A 24,111-nucleotide genomic window follows, 5' to 3' on the forward strand; every position below is an offset into this window, starting at 1 on the left:
GGGGGTATATCAATGAATTGTCCATCTGTTTTAAAATACACTAAAAATCATACTTGGGTAAAAATAGAAGGCGATGAAGCTTATATAGGAATCACTGACTATGCTCAAGATCAATTAGGTGAAATCCTATTTGTTGAGATGCCAGAAGTGGAAGATGAAATAGAAAAAGGAGAAGAATTTGGAGTAGTTGAATCTTCAAAGGTAGCATCTGATCTATTGGCACCTATATCTGGTGAAGTTTTAGAAATTAATGAGAAATTAGATGATGAGCCAGAATATATGAATGAAAATGCATATGATGCATGGATTATAAAAATAAAAATAAATGATATGTCTGAGGTAGATGAATTATTAGATTCTAATGATTATGAAACTGCTTTAGCATAAATAAAAAAATAAACTTCCCTAGGGCTTTCCTGGGGAAGTGTTTTTTGGAGGGATATAAAGTGATAAAGGTAAAATTTATGCCAGAAAATATAGAAGTTAGCTGTGAATATAAAGATAATTTACTTGAAATAGCTAGAAAAGGAAATGTTTTTATAGATGCACCTTGTAACGGAAATGTATCCTGCGGAAAATGTAAAGTAAAGATTATAAATGGAAGAGTAGACACTAAAAAAACTACTCATATAACGGATGAAGAGTTTGATAATGGATATGTGTTAGCATGTAATAGTAAGGTTGTAGAAGATATACAAGTAGAAGTACCTAGTAAATTGTCATCTTCTATGGATAAAATGAAAATAGAAGATTCTACTAGCAACGTATATAAGAAACTACTTCAAAAATGTAAAGAATTAATATCTAACAATAACATGGAGTTCAAATCATATGTTAGAAAAGATTATGTAAATATAGAATTACCAAATCTTGATGATAATATATCTGATTTTGATAGAATAAAAAGACATTTAAGACATAATTTTGGATATGAAAAGATCACTTGTAAGATAGAAACTATAAGAAAGGTTCCGAGTACGTTGAGAAAAGGGGACTTTAAAGTTACAATAACTCATATACCAAAAGGAAATAATTCTACTAATATAGTAAATATAGAAGAAGGTGATACAACCGATAAGTTCTATGGAGTTGCGCTAGATATAGGAACGACATCGGTGGCAGCATGTATAGTAGATCTGTGTAAAGGGAAAATAGTGGCCAAAGCTTCTTCGGGAAATGCTCAAATAAAGTATGGTGCAGATGTTATAAATCGAATTATATATTCAACTAAAAATGATGGCCTTGAAAAATTAAACAAAGCTATAATACATGAAACTATAAATCCTATTTTGAAAAACATGTACAATGAGTTGGGTATTGATAAAAATGATATTGTAGCACTTGTAGCTGGTGGAAATACAACAATGACGCATTTGCTTTTGAATGTATATCCTGATTACTTGAGAATGGAACCTTATATACCAGCATTTTCAAAATCTCCTTACATGCAAGCTAAAGAGCTTGAAATCGAAATTAATAATGATGCATATATATATATAACTCCTTGCGTTGCAAGTTATGTAGGTGGTGACATTACAGCAGGTGTATTATCATCAGGAATTTGGTCATCTGATGATAATGTTTTATTCATAGATTTGGGAACAAATGGAGAAATAGTGTTTGGGAATAAAGATTATTTAATGACATGTGCTTGCTCTGCTGGACCTGCATTTGAGGGGGGAGAGATAAGCTGTGGAATGAGAGCATCAAGTGGTGCTATTGAGAAGATTAGAATAGATAAAAATACATTAGAACCAACTCTTACAATCATATCAAATGATAAGCCGCAGGGAATATGTGGTTCTGGAATAATAGATTTAATAGCAGAAATGCTTATAAATAATATTATTGATAGAAGAGGAAAAATAAATAAAAATATAGGTTCTGATAGAATAAGATTTGATGAAAATGAAATAGGAGAATATGTACTTGCTTTTAAAGAAGATTACAATATAGAGAGTGATATAGCTATAACAGAAGTAGATATAGATAGCTTTATAAGAGCTAAGGGAGCTGTTTACTCTGGAATAATGACGTTAGTTGAAAGCCTAGGTATGGATTTTGACATGATAGATAAAGTATTGATAGCTGGAGGTATAGGAAGTAGCTTGAATATAGAAAAATCTATACTAATAGGAATGCTTCCAGATGTAGATAAAACAAAATATTCTTATATAGGAAATAGCTCTTTGATGGGATGTTATCTTGCTTTAACTAGTGAGGATGCAAGATGTAAGCTTGAGGAATGTTCAGATTCTATGACTTATGTAGAACTTAGCGTATATCCAAGTTATATGGATGAGTTTATATCAGCTTGTTTTTTACCGCATACTGATATAGAAAAATTTCCTAGTGTAAAACATATGTTGGGGTGTTAGTATGAAGCTTGAAGACAAGATGAGTAGAGCTCTTAAAATTAAAGAAAGTAACTTTGGGAAAAATATTATATTTTCATATCCAAATAAGACATTAGCTGTTACTACTACAGGAAATGATTGTAGTCTAAAATGTGCTCATTGCAATGGACACTATCTTAAAAATATGACGGATATAAATGAAATAGATGAAAAGATTAAGCACAGAAATATTGATAGCTTTTTGATAAGCGGGGGGTGCTCTTTTGATGGGCAGGTACCTATTATAAATCATATAAAAGATATTGAGGTTTTAAAAAATAAGGGATACAAAATTAATGCTCATCTAGGTCTTATGGATGAGCATGATATAAAAAAAATATCAGGTTATATAGATGTAGCTTCTTTCGATATTTTATTGAACGATGAAACTATAAAAAATGTATATAAAATAGATAAGAAAAAACAAGATTATATAAAATCATACGAGATATTAAAAAAATATACTAGAGTAGTTCCTCATATTTGCATAGGCATAGACTCTGGTCAAATAAAAGGAGAGTACGATGCTTTAGAATATTTAGAAACTCAAAATCCGGATAGTATAACGTTTATAGTTTTAATTCCAACTAAAGGAACCGAGTTTGAGAAAATTCAACCACCTAAAATAGAAGATGTAATAGAGATTATATGTGAAGCTAGAATGAAATTTCCTAACATACACATAAACTTAGGGTGTATGAGACCAAGAGGTAAATATAGAAAACAATTAGATAAGATGGCTATATTAAGCGGAATAAATAATATAGTAATGCCGTCTAAAGAAGCTATAGAAGAAGCCATGAACATAAAGTGTAATATACAAAAGCTAGAAAGGTGTTGTGTATTATGATAAATCTATCTTATGGAAGTGCTATTGAACTTGGGTTGGTTAATGCTACTATGGAAATAAACCCTACTACTGCTTATATAATGATTGGAAATGGATGTGATAATAAGTGTGCTTTTTGTTCTCAATCAATAGAGAGTACATCTAGAAAAGATAGACTTTCTAGAGTCCTTTGGCCCGAATTTAGTAAAGAGGAGTCACTAAAAGCTCTGCTAAATTATAGTGGAGAAAATATAAAGCGAATTTGCATTCAAGCTATGGGAACTGATGAAGCATTAAAACAGTCAAAGGAATTTATAAAATACATAAAGCAAAGTCTTAAATTTCCAATATCTTTGTCGGCAAAGGTTGAGACTGAAGAGGAGGTTAAAGAGGTATTTGATATTGGTGTAGACAAGATAGGTCTTGCAATAGACGCCGCAAATAAAGAACTATATGAAAAGATAAAGGGAAATAATTTTTATAAAAAAGTAAAATTTATAAAGGAAATGGCAAGTAGATATAAAGGAAAGATAAGTACTCACATAATAGTAGGTCTTGGAGAAAGTCATGAGGATATATTTGATTTATATCAGGACTTTATTAATAATAACGTAACTGTAAGCCTTTTTGCATTTACGCCTATTAAAGGGACTAAACTTGAAAATCAGAAACAGCCAAGCATAAATGACTATAGAAAGATCCAACTTATGACATACTTAATAAAGCGTGGACATAAAAAACAAGATTTTAAGTTCATAAATAGAGAATTAAAAGAGATAAATAATATAAGACCGGAAGAAAATGATGATATAAAAAGAGGAATACCTTTTATAATATCTGGATGCAAAGGTTGTAACAGACCATATTATAACGAGAGACCTGGAGGAACTATATATAATTATTCCAGACAATTAACAGATAAAGAATGCTTAAGAGCTATATCAGAGCTTGAAATGAACATAGAGGTGGTATAATTGCAAAAGTGGAGAGTAATAAGAAATAGGGCATACGATGGATATATGAATATGGCTATAGACGAAGCTATTATGAATGCATATAAAGAAGAAAGAGTAGACCCTACTATAAGATTTTATACTTGGAAACCAGCTTGTGTTAGTATAGGATATTTTCAAAAAATGGAAGACGAAATAGATATAAATATATGCAAAAAACTTGGAGTTGATTTTGTTAGAAGAACAACAGGAGGAAGGGCAGTTTTGCATGATAATGAACTTACATACAGCATAGTTGTAGATGAAAAGAATCCATTGATGGATGGAGGAATAATGCAAACTTATAGGTATATAAGTGAAGGACTGGCAAATGGACTTAAGGTGAGTGGCGTGGATATAGATCCACTAACTCGAGCTCATAAAGATATAAAAAGTGATAAAAGTGCTGTATGCTTTAATTCTAAGTCTCATTATGAAATAAGTATAAATAATAAAAAGGTAGTCGGCAGCGCTCAAACTAGGAAGGAAGGAATAATTCTACAACATGGATCTATTGTTTTAGATTTTGATGTAGATAAATTGATCTCTATTATAAAAATAGATGAGTCAAAGAAAGAAAAGTTAAAAAGAGTAACATTGAAAAAAGCTAGCGGAATAGAAAATGAACTAGGAAAGAAAGTAGATATAAACATTTTACAGGAAAATATCATTAAAGAATTAGAGCAGCATTTTAATATAGAAATATATGAAGATGAGTTATCTGATTATGAAATAAAACTTGCAAAACAGTTGTATGAAAAATACTCAAATGATGATTGGAATAAAAAGAGATAATATTGATAAAACAAAATTAACATGTTATACTTTAATAAGAAGATAATAGAATAATACATAGAGATCATGAAGATTTCTTTAAGGCTTTTTGAAGAGAGCTTTAAGGGAATCTTTTTGTCTATTAATAGGGGAGGAATTATAAAATGTGTGAATCAACAGCTTATTTATGTAAAGAAGATGGTCTTGAAAAAGTAATGGAAAATGTAGTGTATATGAAGCCTGAAAATGGAAAAGTATACTTGGCAGACTTATTAGGAGATCAAAAAATTATAGATGGTGAAGTTAAAGAAATTAGACTTATAGATCACAAAATAATTATAGAAGAGAAGTAAATAATAAACTTGGGGGATAAAATATGATTATAGCTGTAGTTGACGGAATGGGTGGAGGAATAGGATCTCAAATAGTGAGTAGTTTAAGAGATGAATTACCTTCTTACATAGAAATATACGGACTTGGAACTAACTCGATAGCAACTTCATCTATGATGAAAAGCCATGCTAATAAAGGAGCTACAGGTGAGAATGCTATATGTGTATCTTCTAAAAAAGCAAATGTTATAATAGGACCGATGTCTATAGTTATTCCGAATTCTATGATGGGTGAGGTTACAAGTAGAATGAGTGAAGCTATATCAGATTCAGAAGCATTAAAAATATTATTGCCTTTGATTCCAGAAGATTTTGAACTTGTAGGACTTGAAAATAAACCTTTAATTCTTTTGATAAAGGATGCTGTAAAGCTTATAAAAAAAGAATTTAATATAAAATAGGGGGATAAATATGAATAAATTTGAAAAGAGATACCATCATACTAATGATCATGATCATGAAATTTCTGGTCATCATCACAGTCTTCATTCTCATAATGATGAAGACAAGGAAGAAAAAACTTTAAGAGTTCTTTTAGCACATTGGGTTAAGCATAATAAATCTCATGAGGAGAGTTTTAAAGAGTGGGCTGATAAATCAAAAGAAATGGGTAAAGATGAAGTTGCTAAGAATATAGAAAAAGCCATAGAATATATGGAAAAAGCTAATGACATGTTAGTAGAAGCTAAAAAAAATATGTAATTTTAATATCATATTAACCATTGACAAGCTTTGGTTAATATGATATTATTATTTTAGTCAAGTGAACAATATGCGGGTGTAGCTCAGTGGTAGAGTTCCGGCCTTCCAAGCCGGCTGCGAGGGTTCGACTCCCTTCACCCGCTCCATATGGAGAAGTACTCAAGTGGCTGAAGAGGCTCCCCTGCTAAGGGAGTAGGTCTTTTACGGGGCGCGAGGGTTCAAATCCCTCCTTCTCCGCCAGTATTAAAACAACTTATATTAATATAAGTTGTTTTTTTATTAACATAAAAACTTGTTTAAAGCATACAAAAATGTAATAATACATAAGATTATGTTTAATCATATAAAAAATAGGTATAGCATAAAATATTATAATAAGAAGTATCTTTGATTTAAAGTTGAATTGATTAATCTTAAATTGGAGGACGAAATGTTAAATAGAATAAAAAGTAATATAGAGAATGAAAAGATTAAGATGCAGAATGATGAGTTGAGAATAGAAAATGTTAATTTAAACAAAGAACTTCAAGAGTATAAAGCTACAAATTGGATATTAAGTCAGGTTATAAAAGCATCTGGAACTATTGATTCTTTTGAAGGGTTAATGAGAAATATTACAGATATACTTATGGGAGTTTTAGGTGTAGATACATGCAGTATATGGATGAAGAGCAATAGTATAAATAGATACACATCTTATTCAAGAAGTATATACAACAGTAATGAATATGAGATAAATAGCTGCAGTTACTTTCCGGATGATATTTTAAAAATAAAAGAAACTAAGACGTTGGATGTAAGCAATAAAAACTTTAGTTTCTGTAAAGGTCAAAATGTTAACTCTATATTAATATCTCCGTTAGATGATTTTAGAACTAATATAAGGATGGGCGTTATAATATTGGAGCATAGAAATAAGAATTTTTTTAATAAAAATACTAAGAGTTTCTTCGATATACTTTCTATACAATTAAGTATAGCGGCTGTTAATTCTAAGTTGTTTGAAAGAGTAAATGAAATAACAAACAAAGATCCTCTTACAAGATGTTATAATAGAAAATATTTTGAAAAAATTATTTCGGAAGATTTATCAGAACGAGAGTATACACTAGCTGTATTTGATTTAGATAATTTTAAGATAATAAATGATTTATTTGGTCATAAAAAAGGCGACGATGTATTGATATATATAAGTGAAATGGCAAGAAAAATAATTGAAGATCACGAAGGTTATTTAATACGTATAGGCGGAGATGAATTTGTTATTATATTGTATAAGTCGATTGAGGAGTCTATTGGAATACTAGAAAAGTTGAGACAAGGCGTACCAAATCTTGATATAATAAGAGATACAGGTCTAGATATAACTATGACTATAGGTGTTGCATCTTCAAAATTAGTAGATGGAGCTGATAAAATATTTAATCTTGCAGATATGGCACTTATAGAGGGTAAGAAAAATAATTGCAAAAATAAAATTCATATAGCTTCAATCTGAAAAAATGTATCTCAAAACATAGAGATACATTTTTTTATTGGAATTTTAAAAAATATTTTTGAATAAGTGAGATGCTACAGATAATATGTTGTCTTCTAAAACATCGGAGTCTATTTTTAGTGGAACTATTTTATCGTGTTTAAAGAATACAACTTTATTATTATTAGATGTTGTCGCATATGATACATTTAATTCTACTGTAATTTTTTGATTAGAGCCTAGTATGGAATACTCATCTTCATATATCTGTATGTTAATAGGTATAATATCTTTGGACATATATTCTATATAGATAAAATTGCCTTTGAATTTATATTTTGATAGTTTTAATTTTAGATTTGTATCTAGATAATCTATATTTAGGTACGTTTCGCTTGAATCGATTATGTCTTGTACTTTAAATAATTTTGCTAAGTAATAGATATCTTCGTAATTGTGAAGAAGTATCTTTTTCTTTAATGATTCATTTTTAGTTGATTCAAATTCTTTGTACATATCAACACTTTCTTTTCCTGATATAGTATCCTCTCTTTTTATATCCAATAAACTCTCTACTGTTTTTAATTTGCAGTTTTCAAGATTTAATTTTTTTTGATATGGTTTTACTATTTTGAGTATATCCATATCGTTAGTTTTATCTATAAAGAAATTTAAATCGTTTTTTTCAAACCTTTTATTTAAAAAAGGAATATCAAATCTATGTCCATTAAATGTTATGTGCTTATCAAATGTTTTAAATACTTCTTTGAAATAAAATAAAAGTTCCTTTTCATCATCAGTATTGTGTGCAAAAAATTGCTTGATTATTGTTTGGTTATCTTTTATATATAATATACCTATTAATATTACTTTGTTGTACTTAGGACTAAGACCTGTGGTTTCTATGTCAAATACACAAGTATTTTTAGGGATATCTATTATTTCGTCTATTTTATAGGTTATAACTTCCATTTAAATCACCTCGAGTAGTTTTGCTTTTGTTAAATATGACTATAATAATAATATCATATAGATTTTGATGCTTGAATGAGAATTTTAAAAGTTATATTATAGTAATTAGGTGATGAATATGAATTGTGAGAGTTTAAATGAAAATCAAAATATAGCTGTTAATCACTTTAAAGGACCATGTATGGTAATAGCTGGTCCGGGTTCTGGAAAAACAAGGGTTATAAGCTATAGAATAAATAATTTGGTTCAAAATTTTAAGATTAGGCCTGAGAATATATTAGCTATCAGTTTTACTAAGGCTTCTTCTACTGAAATGAAGGAAAGAAGTATTAGGTTATCTTCTAATAGTTTAATAAATAGAGTCAATTTTGGGACTTTTCATTCTGTGTTTTTTAGAATTCTTAGGGGATTTAAAAATTATCAACTCGATAATTTATTAGATGAAAATAAAAAAATGTATACTATAAAGAATATATTAAAGAGTATGGATGTTGAGAATTATCAGGAAGAGGATGTTATAAAGGGTGTTATAAATGAAATATCATTTCTTAAAAATGAATTGTTGGATCCTCATGATTTTGATTCTTGCGTAGTGTCTAATGATGAGTTTTTAAAAGTGTATTCTATGTATGAAAATTATAAGAGTGATATGAAAAAAATAGATTTTGATGATATGTTAATACATACTTATAATCTTTTAAAAGAGGATGAATACATACTTAATTTAATTAGGAATAAGTATAAATACATATTGGTAGATGAATTTCAGGATATAAATAAGGTTCAATTTGAGGTTTTGAAGATGATATCAAAGCCGGGTAACAATATATTTGTTGTTGGAGATGAAGATCAAAGTATTTATGGATTTAGAGGTGCTAGACCTGATTTCTTATTAGAATTTAAAAATTATTTTGCAAACTCTAAGTACATAGTGCTCGATTTAAATTATAGATCTACTGATGTGATAATCAATACATCAAATAAGCTTATTAGAAACAATAATAACAGGTATGATAAGGTTATAAAGTCTGTTAAGGGAAAAGGTGATAGCATATTGTTCTTATCACCAGAGGATTCTGAAGATGAGGCTAGAAAAGTTGGAAGCTTAATTATTGAAAATATCAATAGTAACAATATGAGTTATAGTGATTTTAGCGTCATATATAGAACCAATATACAGTCAAGAGCTCTTGTAGATGTATTTATGGATATGAATATACCGTTTGTAATAAGGGATACGGTTGTTAGTATATATGATCATTGGGTTAGCAAGGATATTATAAGCTATTTGAGTGTAGCTTTATATAGTGGATTAAAGGATGAATTATCTAGAATTATAAATAAGCCGTTTAGATATATATCTAAGGAAAGCATAAAAATAGCCATGGCAGATGGCGACTTCTTAACCAATATAAAAACTAAAGCAAATCTGAATAAGTGGCAGATAAAGACTATAGAAGATTTAGAACTAGACCTTGATTATATAAGTAGGATATCTCCAAAGGATGCTATATCCTATATAAGGACAAGTCTTGAATATGATAGATACTTAATAGAGTATTGTCAGAAGAGAAAGATAAAGACCACAGGTTTATTTGAAATATTAAATGAAATAGAAGGTGGAGCATCAAACTACAAGACTATAGAAGATTATTTAGATCATATAAGTAAGGTTAAAGAAGAAATTTTAAATCAGAAGAAAGACGATAATAAGGATAAGGTCGTTTTAACTACTATTCACTCTGCTAAAGGTCTAGAGTTTAAGAATATATTTATAATAGGAGTTATTGAAGGGGTTATACCTCACGAAAAATCTGTTGAAGGTAATGATGATGTTGAGGAAGAGAGAAGACTTCTTTATGTGGCTATGACAAGGGCCATGGATAAGCTTCATATATCAAGTCCTCAATATAAATATGGAAAAAGAGCTTTTGCATCCAGGTTTATGGAAGAAATCAATGAACCATCTGATGAAGAACTAGACGCTATAAAAAAAGGAGATATAATAAACCATAAAAAGTTCAAAAGAGGAAAAGTAATAAACAAAAGTGATAATATGATAGAAATAGAATTTAAAGATGATATAAAAATATTGAACTATAGGGTGTGCATTAGAAATAAATTAATAGAGAAAGTATAAGAAAAATCGCAGAGTTTGCGATTTTTTTTATTGTAGTAACATCGGTTACGGAAAACTATACTAAAATGATATACTATATACGTATTCGAGCAATTAAAGCAAACAAAATTTAAATAGATGAGAGGAGTAGGTTGAATGTTTAACTTATTTGGAAAGAAAGAAGAAGTGAAAAATACTAAAGAGGCATGTCCAATGTTTTGTTATCAGTGTGAGCAAACACCAGAGAATGGATGTACTAAATTTGGAGTTTGTGGAAAAAATCCTGATATAGCAAGTCTTCAAGATACAATAATATTTGGATTAAAAGGAGTGGCAGCTTATGCAACTCATGCAAGAGAGCTTGGAATGATAGATCCTGAGGTAGATGGAATAGTTCATGAAGCTTTATACGCAACTTTGACAAACTCAAACTTTAACTTACAAGAGCATATAGATATGGCTATGAAGGTTGGAGATGCTACTGTTAAAGTTATGGATTTATTAGATAGAGCTCATACACAAAGATTAGGTGTTCCAACTCCAGTTAAGGTATCTCAAGATAAAATAGAAGGACATCCAATACTTGTAACAGGACATAACTTATACGCACTTGAAGAGTTATTAAAGCAAACTGAAGGAAAAGGAATAAACGTATATACTCATTCAGAAATGCTTCCAGCTCATGGATATCCAGAGCTTAAGAAATACTCTCACTTAAAAGGTAATGTAGGTAAAGCTTGGTATGATCAAAGAACTTTATTTGAATCATTCCCAGGGGTTATACTTGGAACTACTAACTGCTTAATGCCGTTAAAATCTAATGCATCATATGGTGATAGATTCTGGACTTATGGAACTTGTGGACTTGAAAGCATAAATAAGATAGTTAACGATGATTTTTCTCCGATAATTGAGAAGGTATTATCTATGCCTAAAGCTAACGTTGAATCAGATAAGACTTTAACTACAGGATTCCATCACAATACTGTACTCTCAATAGCTCCAGAAATAATAGATGCAGTTAAAGCTGGAAAGATAAAGAGATTCTTTGTAATAGCAGGTTGCGATGCACCTACTAAAGGAAGAGATTACTATAGAGAACTTTCAAACTCATTACCTAAAGAAGCTGTAATACTTACAACTTCATGTGGTAAATTTAGATTTAATGATATAGACTTTGGAACAGTTCCTGGAACTGAAATACCAAGATATATAGACTTAGGACAATGTAATAATTCAGGATCAGCTGCAAAAATTGCAATAGCACTTGCGGAAGCTTTTGATTGTGGAGTTAACGATCTTCCTCTTACAATAGTTCTTTCTTGGTTTGAACAAAAAGCTGTAGCTATATTACTAGGATTATTTAGCTTAGGAGTTAAAAATATTTATATAGGACCATCAGCTCCAAAATTTGTATCACCAGGAGTTCTTGGAGTACTACAAGATGCATTTAACTTACAATTAATAAGTGGAGATGCTAAAGCTGATTTAGAAAAAATGTTAGGATAATAAAAAAGAGGCATATGCCTCTTTTTTTATTTGCTTATTCATATCCATCTACAACAACTTCTAACTCCCCTGTTTCAGGATCTATTATAAGCCCGTGAACAGCTGTGTTTTGAGGTATTAATGGATGATTTTTTATAGCTAGTACACTTTCTCTAACAGAATCATTTACACAATCAAAGCCGTGTAACCATTTCTTTAAATCTATGCCTGCGTATTCGAGCGTTGTCATGGTATCCTTTGATATACCTTTATCTATCATTTTTTTGATAGTTTTATCAGTATCTATATTACTCATGCCACAACCGTGATGACCTATTACAAAAATTTCTTCTGCTTGTAGCTCGTATATTGCAACTAAAATACTTCTCATAACACTTCCGAATGGATGCATAATTACTCCACCTGCATTTTTAATAATCTTTGCATCTCCATTTTTTAAGTTTAATGCATGTGGGAGTAATTCTGTTAATCTTGTATCCATACATGAAAATATAACCATTTTTTTACCTGGATATTTTGTAGCTTTGAATTTTTCGTATTTTTTATTCTCTACGAATGATTTATTATGGACTAATATTTCTTTTAGTTTATTCAAAGAGATCTCTCCTTTTCAAATGGTATTTTATTAATTATAATAGTAAAAGCATTTGATTTCTAGTCCTAATTAAAAAATAATATTTGATATTAAAATAAAAAATAAATAAAAAAAGACTGTTACCGATAATCTCGTCAACAGTCTAAAAAATTATGCTAATATAATCCTTCTTCGAATATATCTCTTATCTCATCTATATCATTAGTTTTTCCAAGAGCAAGCATTAGTTTTATTCTTGCTTTTTGTCCAGGTAGATTTCCGCCTAGTATACATCCTAGATCTACTAAATCTCTTCCGGAACCTTCATATCCATAAGTATCTAAAACTCTTCCAGAGTGACATCTAGAAACTACAACTACAGGTATGTTTTTTTCTTTTGCATATCTGATGCCATCTAACATTTTTGGAGGGATATTTCCTCTTCCCATAGCTTCTATAACTATGCCCTTAGTTCCTGAGTCTATAGAGAAGTTTATAAATTTTGAATCCATTCCAGCTACAACTTTAATTAAATCAACATTAGCCTCAACTTTATGAGTATGTATATGCTGTTTCCTTACTATATCTCTGTGAAGAATTAACTTATTATCATCTATTATTCCAAGTGGTCCATAAGTTAAAGATTTGAAAGTATCAAGACTTAACGTGTTCGTTTTAGTTACTTCTGAGGCTAGGTTTACTTCGTTATTCATAACTACTAAAACACCTTTATTTTGAGCTTCATCAGCTATAACAGTACAAACTGCTGCTGCAAGATTGCTTGGTCCATCATAACCAAGCTCTGAAGAATTTCTCATAGCCCCAACAACAACTACTGGCTTTTGAGTATAAAGAGTTAGACCTAAAAAATAAGCAGTTTCTTCTAAACTATCAGTACCGTGAGTTACAACAACACCATTTATATCGTCTCTATCAACTAAATCTGATATTAAATTTTTAAGATCCATCATCATTTCAGGTGTCATATGAGGTCCTGGGATTTCTGAAAAATTGACAACCTCTATGTCAGCTATTTTATCTATATTTGTAACCATAGACATTATCTGTTCTCCTGAGAGAGAGGGAATAGCAGCACCTATTCTAGAATCTACTGTCATAGATATTGTTCCTCCTGTGAAGACTATAGCAACCTTTTTTTTATTCATAAAGTTTACCTCCCTAAAAGATATTGTATATTAATTATATAATAATAAACGTGGTTATAGATGTTTAACACAAAAATAAACAAAAAAAAACCTGCCATATAGGCAGGCTTCACATCCGAAAATGTGAAAATCCGTTCAAAAGGGGTATTGGGAATAGAGATTTTATTGAGGTTACCAGGGGGATAACCACTAAAGATAGTATAACAAAATACGACATGTTTTGCAATAGCTTTTTCAAAAAAATATATAAATTAATATAATTTTATAAAAATATGTAGGCACATATTGTTTTAAAATTTATTTTAAAAAGTTTCATGACTTAAGCTATAATAAGCTATAATAAGTTATAATATTGTTATAACTAAAATAAGGGGGAGTTTTTTATGAAAGATTTATTGGATAATTTAAGTAAAAGAGGTATTGAGGCAAAATTTTTTGAAACTAGAGATGAGCTTAAAAAAGACTTATTAAATGAAGTAAATGAAGATGATGTAGTGGCAATAGGAGGATCTATGTCTATACAAGAGATAGATGTATATGATGAACTTGTAAACAAATCTAAAGAGGTGCTTTGGCATTGGAAGGTTGAACCTAGCAAGAGAATGGAACTTCTTAAAAAAGCTATTTTCTCTGATGTATACTTATCAAGTACAAATGCTCTATTGGAGGATGGCAGAATAATAAACATAGATGGTGTAGGAAATAGAGTTGCATCTATGTTCTTTGGACCTAAGAAGGTAATTCTTGTATGTGGTATAAATAAAATAAGTAAGGATTATGATGATGCTATGAATAGAATAAAAACATCTGCATGTCCAAACAACGCTAGAAGACTTAACCTTAATACTCCTTGTGCAAAAATAGATTCTTGTGTAGATTGCAAAAGTGATCAAAGAATGTGCATGGTAACTAGTATAATAGAGAAAAAACCACCTACAATAGATTTCAAAGTATATATATTAAATGAAGAAATAGGGTATTAACTTTACAACAAAAGCCAAATAATATAATATATTATTTGGCTTTAATATATAATTTCAAATATGTGAATAACATTGATTAAAGAACTAAATTTGCAACTATTTCTAAGTAACAGAGTCTGTTAAGACTTGTTGGGGCTATGAACGAATGTGAATTTTAAGAACGGAGTTTGTGAAGATTCGTTGGTGATATGAGTTATGCGATAACATGAAGCTAATCTTATTAGAAGGTGATTAAATGGAAATTTATTTAGATAATAGTGCTACTACAAAACCGTATAAAGAAGTGGTAGATAAAATGGTTTACGCTTTAACTGAGCAGTATGCTAACCCTTCCTCTATACACAGAAAAGGAGTATTAGTAGAAAAAGAAATAAAGAATGCTAGAAAAGAAATAGCAAAGTATGTAGGTTCTAAGGATAAAGAGATATTCTTCACATCTGGGGGAACTGAATCTAACAATATAATAATAAGAGGTGTAGCTTATGCTAATCACAGAAGTGGTAAGCATTTAATAACTACTAAAATAGAACATCCTTCTGTATTAAATACTTTTAAAGACTTGGAAAAAGACGGATATGAAGTTACATACCTAGACGTAAATGAAAAGGGATTAATAGATTTTGAAGATTTTAAGAATGCTTTAAGAGAAGATACAACACTTGTAAGTATTATGCATGTAAATAATGAAGTTGGAGCTATTCAGCCTATTGATAAAATAGGTAGATACTTATCTAAGTTGAAAAGAAAGGTATATTTACATGTAGATGCAGTACAATCATTTGGAAAAATAGATTTTAAGCCTTCAAAATACAATATAGATTTAATGTCTGTAAGTGGTCATAAAATACATGGACCAAAGGGAATTGGATTTGTGTATGTAAAAGAAAACACTAAGATAAAGTCTATTGTAACAGGTGGAGGACAAGAAAGTTCATTTAGGTCTGGAACTGAAAATGTACCGGGAATATTTGGTTTATCTGAGGCTGTTAGAATAACAATGGACAACTTAAAGGATAATATAGAAAAGGTTACTAATTTAAAAGAATTATTACTGAATGAAATAAAATCTAATATAGATGATATAAAGATAAATAGTAGCGAAGATGGAGTATGCCATATATTAAATGTATCCTTCATAGGAATAAAGGGAGAAATACTTCTTCACTATTTAGAAGAAGATAATATATATGTATCAACAGGGTCAGCTTGTTCTTCTAAGAAAAAAGGAAGTCATGTTTTAATAGAAATGGGGCTTTGGACTACAGAAATAGAAGGAGCTATAAGATTTAGTTTATCTACTATGAATAAAGAAGAAGATATAAAAAAGGCTGTTCAAATAATAAAGAAAAAAGTTGAAGAATTAAGAATTATAATAAATAAGAGGTGAACCAATGTATAATGTAGTAATAGCTAGATACGGAGAAATAGGAGTAAAAGGCAAAAATAGATATATATTTGAAGACAAGCTTGTAAAAAATATTAAAAACGCTTTAAAAGCAATAGGAAAGTTAAACGTATACAAGCAGTTTGGAAGAATATATATAGATGTTGAAGAATATGATCATGAAGCTATAATAGAAGAAGCTAGAAAGGTCTTTGGAATAGTTTCGTTAAGCCCTGCTGTCAAATTTGAAAATGATTATGAAAAATTAAAAGAAGTATCACTTGAAATATTAAAGGATAAAATCGAGTTTGAAGATGTAGAAACTTTTAAAGTAGAATCTAAAAGAACTGATAAAAAATTCAAGATGACGTCACTTGAAATGAGTAGAGACATAGGTGGATATTTACTATCTGAATTAGGAGATAAAATAAAAGTTGATGTAAGAAATCCTGATGTGAAGGTTGAAGCAGAACTAAGAGAAGAGTGTTGTGTAGCTTATCTAGAGAGAATAGATGGTTATGGAGGACTACCTCTTGGAACTAATGGAAAAGCAATGGTATTATTATCAGGAGGGATAGATTCTCCTGTAGCAGGCTGGATGGTAGCTAAAAGAGGAGTTGACCTAGAGTTAATGCATTATCATAGTTATCCGTTTACTAGCGAGAGATCTAAAGAAAAGGTGGAAGAATTAGCGAGAATCTTATCTAAATATTGTGGAAAACTTAGAATGCATAGTGTAAACCTTCTTCCTATACAAAAGCAGATAAATGAACACTGTAAAGAAGAAGAGATGACAATTATATCTAGAAGATTTATGATGAGAATAACTGAAAAAGTAGCATTAGCTAAAGGCTGTAATGCACTTGTAACTGGAGAGAGTATAGGACAAGTTGCATCTCAAACAATACAAGGACTTACTGTTACTAATGCATCAGTTAATGTACCTGTATTTAGACCTTTAATAGCTATGGATAAAAGTGAAATAGTTGATATTGCTAAGAAAATAGGAACTTTTGAAACTTCTATAATACCAGAAGAAGATTGTTGTACAGTATTTTTACCTAAAAATCCTGTTACAAAGCCAAAACTTGAAAAAATAATGTTATCAGAACAAAATCTTGATATAGAAAAGCTTATAGATGAAGCTATAGAAAATATGGAAGTTGTAGATATAACGTTATAATTAAGCGTGGAAATAAATAAGCTTATATAATTATAAAGTGAAATTTAATTGAAATATATTCAAGGGTTTAGAGTTTAGGGAGAAAAATCTCTTAACTTTAAACCCTTAATTTATATATATAAAAAAAATTATACCACTTTTGAATTAAGAGAAGTATAATTGATATAGTGGGTTTATACTATACTAGTAGGAGGTTTTGTTATGATAAACAAAGAACGAATAGTTGAAAAATTTTTAGAGTATGTTCAAATCGATAGTGAAACAAAAAATGAAAAAGAATTTGCAAACAAAATAAAACTTGAACTAGAAGAACTAGGGCTTGATGTATACATAGACAATGCAGGAAGTAAAGTTGGTTCAAATACTGGAAATATTATAGCTAAGCTAAAAGGGAATAAAGACACTGAGCCTATTATGTTTAGTGCACATATGGATACGGTTACTCCTGGTATAGGTATTAAGCCTATTGTAAAAGATGGAGTTATATATAGTGATGGAACTACGATATTAGGATCAGATGATAAGGCTGGTATAGCCGCTATTATAGAAGCTGTAAAAATAATAAAAGAAGAAAATATAGATCATGGAGATATAGAAATAGCCTTTAGCGTTTATGAAGAAGGTGGTCTTTATGGAGCTAAAAATCTAGAGTATGATAAGATTGAAAGTAAAAGAGCCTTTGTTTTAGATAGTGGTGGAGCGCCAGGAGAAATCATAATAAAGGGACCTGCACAAGATAATTTATTAGCTAAAATTGTAGGAATACCAGCTCATGCAGGCGTGTGTCCAGAGGAAGGTATAAGTGCTATTCAAGTAGCAGCATCAGCAATAACTAAGATGAACTTACTTAGAATAGATGAAGAAACTACTGCTAATATTGGTATAATAGAGGGTGGCAAGGCTACAAATATAGTTTGCCCAGAAGTTACTATAAAGGGAGAAGCTAGAAGTTTAGTAAATGAAAAATTAGACAAACAAACAGCGCATATGGTTCAGTGTATAGAAAAGGCTTGTGAAGAACTTGGGGCTAAGGCAGAAATAGATACATCTCGTTCTTATTCAGCATTTAATGTAGATGAGAACGATGAAGTAGTTAATATTGTTAGAAATGCTTGTGATATATTAGGTTTTGAAGTTACTACTAAGGCATCTGGTGGTGGAAGTGATACGAATATATTAAATGGAAATGGAATTAAGGCTGTGAATTTAGGTGTAGGAATGAAAAAGGTACATACATTAGAGGAGTATATCAGTATAGAAGATTTAGTAAATACTTCTAGGCTTGTATTAGAAATAATTAAGAATGCATAAGGATTTGCCCTCGGGCAAATCTTTTTTTTATAAATTAGGTTTCTAAGCGAAAAAGATGCTTATTAAAATACCGATATTCTAATAATATTCTAATAAGCATCTTTTTTATTGGTACTTAGATTAAATAAAAAAAGCACAGGGACAAAATTTTGTCCTTGTGCTTTACTTTATAGCCACATTTATTCCGTACTCTTTAAATATCTTAGAAGCCTTTAATAAATCATCGTCATTTGCATCCTCGATTCCTTTTAGAGCATACTCATATCCAAGTTCTTCCCACTTGAATTTTCCCATAGAATGATAAGGTAGTATTTCAACTTTTTCTATATTATCAAGTGTATTTATAAACTTGCAAAGATCGCGTATATCATCTTCGTTATCTGTAAGACCTGGAACAAGAACGTATCTTATCCAAGTTGATATTTTTCTATCAGATAAATGCTTTGCTAAATTTAGTGTTTTATCATTGTAAATTCCAGTTAAATCTTTAAAAGCATCTCTATTTATATGTTTTATATCAAGTAATATTAAGTCTGTGTAATCAAGTATAGGATCTATAACATCTATATCTACAAACCCTGAAGTATCTATAGCTGTGTGTATATCATTGTCTTTAGCCTTAATAAGCAAGCTCTTTAAAAATTCAGGCTGCAAAGTAGGCTCACCACCAGATATAGTAAGACCTCCGCCTGATGAAATCATAAAAGGTTTATACTTAACTATCTCGCTCATGAGCTCATCAACATCGTATTCATTTCCACCACTAGGGTCCCATGTATCTCTATTGTGACAATACTTACATCTAAGTGGACAGCCTTGAGTAAATACTATAAATCTAATTCCAGGACCATCTACAGTTCCAAAGGTCTCTAGAGAATGTACTCTGCCTTTAATACTCATACAAACACCACCTTAAATTAAAATTCAAGAAATTAAAATTCAAAATAAAGTCCTAACAAAACTGTTAGGACTTTATTGAATACTACATATTTGAGTGGAAAGTTCTATTTATTACGTCTAATTGTTGCTCTCTAGTTAATTTTATAAAGTTAACTGCATAACCAGATACACGTATTGTAAGTTGAGGATATTTTTCAGGGTGATCCATAGCATCAAGTAAAGTTTCTTTATCAAACACGTTTACGTTGATGTGGTGTCCATTTTGAATGAAATATCCATCAAGTAAGAATGTTAAGTTGTTTATTCTTTCTTCAGCAGTCTTACCGATAGCTTTAGGAACTACAGTGAATGTGTAAGAAATACCATCTTGAGAATGCTCATATGGAAGCTTAGCAACTGAAGATATAGAAGCAAGACAACCTTTTGTATCTCTTCCGTGCATTGGGTTAGCTCCAGGTCCGAACGGCTCTCCAGCTTTTCTTCCATCTGGAGTATTACCAGTTTTCTTACCATAAACTACGTTTGAAGTTATAGTAAGTATAGATTGAGTGTGTAGAGAGTTTCTGTAAGTTTTGTTTTTTCTTATCTTGTTCATGAATGATTCAACTAAATCAGATGCTAATGAATCAACTGCATCATCATTGTTTCCAAACTTAGGGAAATCTCCTTCTGTTTCAAAATCAACAGCCATACCGTTCTCATCTCTTACAACTTTAACTTTAGCATGCTTTATAGCTGATAAAGAGTCAGCACATACAGAAAGTCCAGCTATACCACAAGCCATAGTTCTGAATACATCTCTATCATGTAAAGCCATTTGAGCTTTTTCATAAGAATATTTATCATGCATGTAGTGGATTATATTTAATGTGTTCACATATAAATTAGCTAACCAGTCAAGGAACAAGTCGAATTTTTCCATAACTTCATCAAACTCTAAGTACTCAGAAGTAATAGGAGCGAATTTAGGTCCTACTTGGATTCCTTTCTTTTCATCTACACCACCATTTATAGCGTATAATAAAGCTTTAGCAAGGTTACATCTAGCTCCGAAGAACTGCATTTGCTTACCAATTCTCATAGCAGAAACACAACAAGCTATACCGTAATCGTCTCCCCAATAAGCTCTCATTAAATCATCATTTTCGTATTGGATAGAGCTTGTATCTATAGAAACCTTAGAACAGAATTTCTTGAAGTTTTCTGGAAGATCTTTAGACCAAAGTACAGTTAAGTTAGGTTCTGGTGCTGCACCTAAAGTATATAAAGTATTTAATGTTCTAAAAGCGGTTTTAGTAACAAGTGTTCTTCCGTCAATACCCATACCACCTACAGTTTCAGTTACCCAAGTTGGATCTCCAGAGAATAAATCATTGTACTCAGGAGTTCTTAAGAATCTAACCATTCTAAGCTTCATAACGAAGTGGTCCATTATTTCTTGAGCTTCTTCTTCAGTTAAAACTCCGTTTTTAATATCTCTTTCGAAGTAAATATCTAAGAAAGTTGAAACTCTACCTAAACTCATAGCAGCTCCATTTTGATCTTTAACTGCTGCAAGGTAACCAAAGTATGTCCATTGAACAGCTTCTTTAGCATTTTGAGCAGGTCTTGATAAATCAAATCCGTACTCAGATCCCATTTTAATCATTTCTTTTAAAGCTTTAATTTGCTCAGATATTTCTTCTCTTAATCTTATAGTATCCTCATCCATTGACATAACATTTAAAGATTCTTTTTGAGCATTTTTATCTTCTATTAATCTATCTATACCGTAAAGAGCTATTCTTCTGTAGTCTCCGATTATTCTACCTCTACCGTAAGCATCTGGAAGACCAGTTATTATACCAGCACTTCTAGCAGCTCTCATTTCAGGAGTGTAAGCATCAAATACACCATCGTTATGAGTTTTTCTGTAGTTAGAGAAAGTTTCTTTAATAGTTTCATCAAGTTCATATCCGTAAGCTTTACAAGAATTTTCAACCATTCTGATTCCACCATAAGGCATTACAGCTCTTTTAAGAGGAGCATCAGTTTGAAGACCAACGATAGTTTCTAAGTCTTTATTTATATATCCGGATTTGTAAGCGTTTATAGCTGATACTGTTTTAGTGTCAACATCTAAAGTACCACCATTTTCAACTTCTTTTTTCATTAAAGCTGAAACTTCATCCCATAATTTTTTAGTGTTTTCAGTAGCACCTGATAAGAAAGAATCATTTCCTTCATATGGTGTATAGTTAACTTGTATAAAGTCTCTTACATCTATTTCTTTAGACCAATTTCCTGTTTTAAAAGTTTCCCATGCATTTATCATTAAAATCACTCCTTAAAAGTAATAGTTTATTTGATTAAAAAATATAAAAATAATTTCTGTGTAGCTAATCTGTGTTGATAAAAATATAATAACATAAAAATATAGAACTTTGTATACAATATTCAAATGTTACGAAAAGTTAATAGTTCTGATAATTTGATAAATTTAAACGAAGTCACTGAATATCATTTAAAAAAACATTATAATAATGATAGAAAATACAGAAAATAGTTTTCAATAATGTATATACCCTTATTATTTTGGCTTAAACTATCATGTATACAAAGAACTTATATGGAATATTTTTAAATTCATATTTGAATTATCATAGAAATTAACAAATATAAATATTAAAAAAATCTACATATATAAGCAAGAAATATTGTATTAAAAGTTTTAAAATTAGATAAAATATATAAATAATAAATAAATGAAAAATATTTGTTGCATAATAACAGTAATATATATATAATTGAAAAGATGAGCAAGAGAGACGTAAAAACGAAAGGAAAGGTAATATATATATGGAAAACATGAAATTTGAGAATTTGGATTTATCAAGAGAAATAAAGCAAGCTGTAGCTGATATGGGATTTGAAGAACCATCTCCTATACAAGCTCAAGCAATACCACATATATTAGCAGGAAAAGATATAATAGGGCAAGCGCAAACTGGTACGGGTAAAACAGCAGCCTTTGGTATTCCTGTATTAGATATGGTTAATGAAAAAGATAGTAGTGTGCAGGCTATAATTTTATGCCCTACAAGAGAATTGGCTATCCAGGTAGCGGGAGAACTGGGAAAATTAGCTAAGTACAAGAAGAACGTAAGAACACTACCAGTATATGGTGGACAACCGATAGATCGCCAAATAAAAGCATTAAAAAAAGGAGTTCAGATCGTTATAGGTACTCCTGGTAGAGTTATGGATCATATGAATCGTAAGACATTAAAGCTTGGAAATGTAAAGATGATAGTTTTAGATGAAGCGGACGAAATGCTAGATATGGGATTTAGAGAAGATATAGAGACTGTATTACAACAACTTCCAGAGGAAAGACAAACTACTTTCTTCTCGGCTACAATGCCAAAAGCAATATTAAATCTTACAAAGAAGTATCAAAAAGATCCTCAACTTGTAAAGGTTGTTCGTAAGGCATTAACAGTTCCGAATATAGAACAGTTTTATATAGAAACAAAGTCTAAGAATAAATCAGATGTATTATCAAGACTTGTAGATATATACAATCCTAAATTATCTGTTGTATTCTGTAATACAAAGAGAAAAGTTGATGAATTAGTATCAGAACTTCAATCAAGAGGATATTTTGCTGATGCACTTCATGGTGATTTAAAGCAAGCTCAAAGAGATAATGTAATGGCTAAATTTAGAAATGGAACTATAGAAATACTAGTTGCGACAGATGTAGCTGCTAGAGGGATAGACGTTGATGATGTAGAGTGCGTATTTAACTATGATGTACCACAAGATGACGAATATTACGTACACAGAATCGGAAGAACTGGACGTGCAGGAAGATCAGGACGTGCATTCTCTTTCGTATCAGGAAAGAAAGAAATATATAAATTAAGAGATATTCAAAGATATACTAAGACTAATATGAAAAGACATGATATACCATCTCTTAGTGATGTTGAAGAAATTAAAACTAACTTATTCTTAGAAAAAGTTAAAAATGTTATAGAAGAAGGACACTTAACTAGCCAAGTTAATTTCTTAGAGAAGTTAATGGAAGAATACACTTCTTTAGACATAGCTGCTGCACTTCTTAAAATGTCAATGGGTGATCAAAATAAAGAAGAAATAAAAGAAGATTTATTTGAAGATACTGGTGCAGAATCAGGAATGGTAAGATTATTTATAAACATAGGTAGAAAGCAAAACATAAAACCTAAGGATATATTAGGAGCTATAGCTGGAGAAACTGGTATTCCAGGAAAGTTAATAGGGACTATAGATATATACGATAGATATACATTTGTTGAGGTTCCAAGAGAGCATACTAAAGATGTATTAACTATAATGAAAAACAATACTATAAAAGGTAAGACTATAAATATAGAGCCTGCTAATAGAAAATAGATATAAAAAGAAGCTGTTGACTAAGTCAG

General features: G+C 30.3%; 21 protein-coding genes and 2 tRNA genes. 18 read left to right on the forward strand and 5 right to left on the reverse strand.

What is annotated here, in order from left to right; genetic code table 11:
- Positions 1-12: 12 nt before the first annotated feature.
- From gcvH to M2214_RS03320, 11 genes are all read left to right on the forward strand, one after another.
- Positions 13-387, forward strand: coding sequence for a glycine cleavage system protein GcvH (gene gcvH / locus M2214_RS03270; RefSeq protein ID WP_248482783.1), 375 nt, complete (start codon positions 13-15; stop codon positions 385-387).
- A gap of 59 nt (positions 388-446) precedes the next feature.
- Positions 447-2,378: a corrinoid activation/regeneration protein AcsV gene (gene acsV, locus M2214_RS03275; protein ID WP_248482784.1), complete on the forward strand. Its 1,932-nt coding sequence runs from the start codon at positions 447-449 to the stop codon at positions 2,376-2,378.
- A gap of 1 nt (position 2,379) precedes the next feature.
- Complete coding sequence (locus M2214_RS03280) at positions 2,380-3,246, forward strand: radical SAM protein (RefSeq protein WP_248482785.1); 867 nt, start codon at positions 2,380-2,382, stop codon at positions 3,244-3,246.
- Positions 3,243-4,199, forward strand: a complete 957-nt coding sequence (locus tag M2214_RS03285) for a radical SAM protein (RefSeq protein ID WP_248482786.1) — start codon at positions 3,243-3,245, stop codon at positions 4,197-4,199. Before M2214_RS03280 ends, M2214_RS03285 begins: the two co-directional genes overlap by 4 nt.
- Positions 4,200-5,012 (forward strand): lipoate--protein ligase family protein, encoded by an 813-nt coding sequence (locus M2214_RS03290; protein ID WP_248482787.1) that lies wholly within the window; start codon positions 4,200-4,202, stop codon positions 5,010-5,012. It begins immediately after the preceding gene.
- Positions 5,013-5,155: 143 nt separating this feature from the next.
- Positions 5,156-5,344: a CooT family nickel-binding protein gene (locus tag M2214_RS03295; protein WP_248482788.1), complete on the forward strand. Its 189-nt coding sequence runs from the start codon at positions 5,156-5,158 to the stop codon at positions 5,342-5,344.
- A 23-nt stretch (positions 5,345-5,367) separates the two neighbouring features.
- A complete protein-coding gene (locus M2214_RS03300; protein ID WP_248482789.1) occupies positions 5,368-5,784 on the forward strand; it encodes a DUF3842 family protein in 417 nt (138 codons plus the stop codon).
- A gap of 10 nt (positions 5,785-5,794) precedes the next feature.
- Positions 5,795-6,085 carry a hypothetical protein gene (locus M2214_RS03305; RefSeq protein WP_248482790.1) on the forward strand — a complete coding sequence of 97 codons (291 nt, stop codon included), beginning with the start codon at positions 5,795-5,797 and terminating at the stop codon, positions 6,083-6,085.
- A gap of 72 nt (positions 6,086-6,157) precedes the next feature.
- Positions 6,158-6,231: transfer RNA gene (locus M2214_RS03310), tRNA-Gly, on the forward strand.
- A gap of 3 nt (positions 6,232-6,234) precedes the next feature.
- A tRNA-Ser gene (locus tag M2214_RS03315) sits at positions 6,235-6,325 on the forward strand.
- A gap of 190 nt (positions 6,326-6,515) precedes the next feature.
- A complete protein-coding gene (locus tag M2214_RS03320; protein ID WP_248482791.1) occupies positions 6,516-7,583 on the forward strand; it encodes a sensor domain-containing diguanylate cyclase in 1,068 nt (355 codons plus the stop codon).
- A 45-nt stretch (positions 7,584-7,628) separates the two neighbouring features.
- Here M2214_RS03320 and M2214_RS03325 read toward each other — a convergent pair whose 3' ends face one another.
- Entirely contained in the window at positions 7,629-8,534 is a 906-nt protein-coding gene (locus tag M2214_RS03325; protein ID WP_248482792.1) for a ribonuclease H-like domain-containing protein, read from the reverse strand.
- A 118-nt stretch (positions 8,535-8,652) separates the two neighbouring features.
- Between M2214_RS03325 and M2214_RS03330 the strand changes: the two genes are divergently transcribed.
- Entirely contained in the window at positions 8,653-10,674 is a 2,022-nt protein-coding gene (locus tag M2214_RS03330; protein WP_248482793.1) for an ATP-dependent helicase, read from the forward strand.
- Positions 10,675-10,809: 135 nt separating this feature from the next.
- Positions 10,810-12,162: a hydroxylamine reductase gene (gene hcp, locus M2214_RS03335; RefSeq protein WP_330651544.1), complete on the forward strand. Its 1,353-nt coding sequence runs from the start codon at positions 10,810-10,812 to the stop codon at positions 12,160-12,162.
- 34 nt (positions 12,163-12,196) lie between these two features.
- On the opposite strand, the gene M2214_RS03340 is transcribed toward hcp, so the two are convergent.
- Both M2214_RS03340 and M2214_RS03345 read right to left on the reverse strand, forming a co-directional pair.
- A complete protein-coding gene (locus M2214_RS03340; RefSeq protein WP_248482794.1) occupies positions 12,197-12,757 on the reverse strand; it encodes a beta-class carbonic anhydrase in 561 nt (186 codons plus the stop codon).
- 155 nt (positions 12,758-12,912) lie between these two features.
- Positions 12,913-13,902: an asparaginase gene (locus M2214_RS03345; RefSeq protein WP_248482795.1), complete on the reverse strand. Its 990-nt coding sequence runs from the start codon at positions 13,900-13,902 to the stop codon at positions 12,913-12,915.
- Positions 13,903-14,285: 383 nt separating this feature from the next.
- Here M2214_RS03345 and M2214_RS03350 point away from each other — a divergent pair, with 383 nt between their 5' ends.
- The 4 genes from M2214_RS03350 (at position 14,286) to M2214_RS03365 (ending at position 18,763) form a co-directional block, all read left to right on the forward strand.
- Entirely contained in the window at positions 14,286-14,885 is a 600-nt protein-coding gene (locus M2214_RS03350) for a lactate utilization protein (protein ID WP_248482796.1), read from the forward strand.
- A 235-nt stretch (positions 14,886-15,120) separates the two neighbouring features.
- Positions 15,121-16,272 (forward strand): cysteine desulfurase family protein, encoded by a 1,152-nt coding sequence (locus tag M2214_RS03355; RefSeq protein ID WP_248482797.1) that lies wholly within the window; start codon positions 15,121-15,123, stop codon positions 16,270-16,272.
- Between the two features lie 4 nt (positions 16,273-16,276).
- Positions 16,277-17,452: a tRNA uracil 4-sulfurtransferase ThiI gene (thiI, locus tag M2214_RS03360; RefSeq protein ID WP_248482799.1), complete on the forward strand. Its 1,176-nt coding sequence runs from the start codon at positions 16,277-16,279 to the stop codon at positions 17,450-17,452.
- Between the two features lie 201 nt (positions 17,453-17,653).
- Positions 17,654-18,763 (forward strand): M20/M25/M40 family metallo-hydrolase, encoded by a 1,110-nt coding sequence (locus tag M2214_RS03365; RefSeq protein ID WP_248482801.1) that lies wholly within the window; start codon positions 17,654-17,656, stop codon positions 18,761-18,763.
- Between the two features lie 162 nt (positions 18,764-18,925).
- Here M2214_RS03365 and pflA read toward each other — a convergent pair whose 3' ends face one another.
- Positions 18,926-19,663 (reverse strand): pyruvate formate-lyase-activating protein, encoded by a 738-nt coding sequence (pflA, locus tag M2214_RS03370; RefSeq protein WP_248482803.1) that lies wholly within the window; start codon positions 19,661-19,663, stop codon positions 18,926-18,928.
- A gap of 82 nt (positions 19,664-19,745) precedes the next feature.
- Positions 19,746-21,974 carry a formate C-acetyltransferase gene (gene pflB, locus M2214_RS03375; RefSeq protein ID WP_305879816.1) on the reverse strand — a complete coding sequence of 743 codons (2,229 nt, stop codon included), beginning with the start codon at positions 21,972-21,974 and terminating at the stop codon, positions 19,746-19,748.
- A gap of 527 nt (positions 21,975-22,501) precedes the next feature.
- Here pflB and M2214_RS03380 point away from each other — a divergent pair.
- Positions 22,502-24,082, forward strand: a complete 1,581-nt coding sequence (locus tag M2214_RS03380) for a DEAD/DEAH box helicase (protein ID WP_248482808.1) — start codon at positions 22,502-22,504, stop codon at positions 24,080-24,082.
- Positions 24,083-24,111 lie beyond the last annotated feature (29 nt).

Source organism: Tepidibacter aestuarii (genome assembly GCF_934924865.1).
Taxonomy (GTDB): domain Bacteria; phylum Bacillota; class Clostridia; order Peptostreptococcales; family Peptostreptococcaceae; genus Tepidibacter_A; species Tepidibacter_A aestuarii.